The 2600-nt window shown below is 52.9% G+C and carries 4 protein-coding genes; 2 read left to right on the plus strand and 2 right to left on the minus strand.

Annotated features, from left to right (window positions below):
• The coding region (aspS, locus tag BOW51_RS09620; protein WP_078477529.1) for an aspartate--tRNA ligase at positions 1-972 on the minus strand (972 nt) is incomplete at its 3' end.
• A gap of 87 nt (positions 973-1059) precedes the next feature.
• Entirely contained in the window at positions 1060-1332 is a 273-nt protein-coding gene (locus BOW51_RS09625) for an FmdB family zinc ribbon protein (protein WP_078477530.1), read from the minus strand.
• Positions 1333-1444: 112 nt separating this feature from the next.
• On the opposite strand from BOW51_RS09625, the gene BOW51_RS09630 reads away from it, so the two are divergent.
• Both BOW51_RS09630 and BOW51_RS09635 read left to right on the plus strand, forming a co-directional pair.
• The gene (locus BOW51_RS09630) at positions 1445-2287 is read left to right on the plus strand and encodes an SDR family oxidoreductase (protein WP_078477531.1); all 843 of its coding nucleotides are present in this window, start codon (positions 1445-1447) and stop codon (positions 2285-2287) included.
• A gap of 17 nt (positions 2288-2304) precedes the next feature.
• On the plus strand, positions 2305-2600 hold a 296-nt coding region (locus BOW51_RS09635; protein ID WP_078477532.1), incomplete at its 3' end, for a hypothetical protein.

Below are 2600 nucleotides of genomic sequence, written 5' to 3' on the forward strand. Positions count from 1 at the left end.
GCGCAGGGCAACGACCCTGCCCTTTGGATCTTTTGCCGGGCCGGCGAACACCTTGAACTCAACGTCCTGCATCAGGTCGGCAACATCGACCAGTTCGAGCGGGCAGCGCATGTCAGGGCGATCATTTCCGAAACGATGCATCGACTCTGCATAAGTCATGCGCGGGAATGGATCAGGCAGATCAACATCCAGAACAGTTTTAAACAGCTGACGGATCATGCGCTCCATGATCTGCATGATGTCTTCATCATCAATAAAGGACATCTCGACATCGAGCTGGGTGAATTCGGGCTGGCGGTCGGCACGCAGATCCTCGTCACGGAAACAGCGCACGATCTGGTAGTAGCGATCCATTCCAGACATCATCAGCAGCTGCTTGAAGAGCTGCGGTGACTGCGGCAGTGCAAAGAACTTGCCTTCATGAGTACGGCTGGGTACCAGGTAATCACGCGCGCCTTCAGGCGTTGCCTTGGTCAGCATTGGTGTTTCGATATCGATAAAACCTTCGTTATCGAGAAAGCTACGCAGGTTGCGCGTTACTTCAGCACGCATGCGAATACGATCCTGCATCAACGGGCGGCGCAGATCGATGTAACGGTAACGCAGGCGCAGATCTTCACCGACATCATCGTCATCAAGCTGAATCGGAGGTGTTTCAGAGCGATTCAGGATTTCCAGTTCCTGGCCGAGGATCTCGATCTCACCGGTACCGAGGTCCTTGTTAACTGTTCCTTCCGGACGCGGACGTACGCGGCCCTTGATGCGAAGTACATACTCACCGCGAACCTCTTCGGCAGTGGCAAAGGTGTCTGCATCATCCGGGTCATAAACAACCTGCACCAGGCCGTCACGATCACGCAGATCAATGAAGATGATACCGCCATGGTCACGGCGACGGTGAACCCATCCGCAGAGTTCCACGGTTTCGTCGTTATGGCTGATGTTAAGTTGTCCGCAATAGTGTGTTCGCATCTGGGGTATCCGAATTCAGGTTAATCTGTTGTCAATAAAAATGGCACGGCGCAAGGATAACGCCGTGCCAGTGATGTATGGGTTCCGTCAGTTACAGCTGCCGCAGCCGCCTGTACCGCACTTGTGTCCTGATGAGCTTTTCGTATTGCTGCTCTCGGCAACATTCTTTTTCGAGTTGCCACCCTTGAAGTCGGTCTCGTACCAGCCACCGCCCTTGAGACGGAAACCGGCAGCCGAGAGCTGCTTCTTGAGCTGCTCTTCGCCGCACTCGGGACAGGTTGTCAGCGGTGCATCACTCATCTTCTGCATCGCTTCGTGTTCATGCCCGCAGGCATCACAGCGATAATCATAAATTGGCATATTCAACTCCTTGGACCATTTTCCCGAAAATCGGGACAACGGAGAGGAAAGGCAAGAAATATTTTCGGAATTTTAATACATTAATGGCTTCTGTGACACTGATTTTACACATATGAGCCAATCCATCCTGATTACCGGCTGCTCAAGCGGCATCGGCCACCATGTCGCACATGCCCTGCAGGCGCGCGGATACCGTGTTTTCGCCACTGCGCGAAATAACGAGGATATCGCCCGTCTCACCAGCGAGGGGCTGGAAACTCTCTATCTTGAGTACGCAGACAGCGATTCAATCAGGGCAACTGCCAATCACGTTCTCGAACAGACTGACGGGAAGCTCTACGCACTGTTTAATAACGGTGCCTATGGTCAGCCAGGCGCTGTGGAAGACCTGAGCCGAGAGGCGTTGAAAGCCCAGTTTGAGGCCAATTTTTTCGGGTGGCATGAGCTGACCTGCGCCCTGCTGCCATCAATGCGTCAACAGCAGACGGGGCGCATCATCCAGAATAGTTCGGTGCTGGGATTTGCTGCCATGGCCTATCGTGGTGCCTACAACGCCAGCAAGTTCGCAATTGAGGGGCTGACCGATACCATGCGGCTGGAACTGCAGGGCTCCGGCGTACACGTCAGCCTGATAGAGCCTGGGCCAATTGTCAGTAAATTCCGTGATAATGGCTATAAAATGTTCAAAAAATACATAAATGCAGATAAAAGCATTCATAAGGAGGCGTACGAAGGAATGATTCGCCGCCTGACAACAGAAGGACCGGTCGCGCCCTTTACCCTGCCACCGGATGCTGTGCATGAGAAAGTAGTTCACGCACTTGAGAGCAAGCATCCAAAAGAACGTTACTATGTCACCAAGCCAACCTGGATCATGGGAATCACCAAGCGCATATTATCCACCCGCCAGATGGACAAGCTTCTGACCAAAGCCGGTGGCGGTGGAAAACGATAGACAACGCGGAGCATCAAATGAAAAAGCCCTTTGTACAAACTGCCATGCTGGCAGGCGTGCTTGTGTTTAATGTATCCAGCGCTGATGAGGATACGAGACAATTAGTCGAATTGCCGCAGATGATGCAGCAGCACATGATGGCAAATATGCGTGATCATCTCGCAGCCATCAATGAAATCCTGGTCAGTATGGCTGAAGGAGAACTTGAACAGGCGGCACAGGTCGCCGCATCCCGACTGGGGATGAGTTCACTTGATTCTCATAGCGCCAGTCACATGGCAGGTTTCATGCCGGAAGGAATGCGCCAGGCAGG

Origin of the sequence: Solemya elarraichensis gill symbiont, assembly GCF_002021095.1 — a bacterium.
Classification (GTDB): Bacteria; Pseudomonadota; Gammaproteobacteria; order Chromatiales; family Chromatiaceae.

Coding starts and splice junctions, on each gene's coding strand:
- BOW51_RS09625 (WP_078477530.1), bottom strand. CDS start 1,332: ATGCCAATTTATGATTATCGCTGTGATGCCTGCGGGCATGAACACGAA.
- BOW51_RS09630 (WP_078477531.1), top strand. CDS start 1,445: ATGAGCCAATCCATCCTGATTACCGGCTGCTCAAGCGGCATCGGCCAC.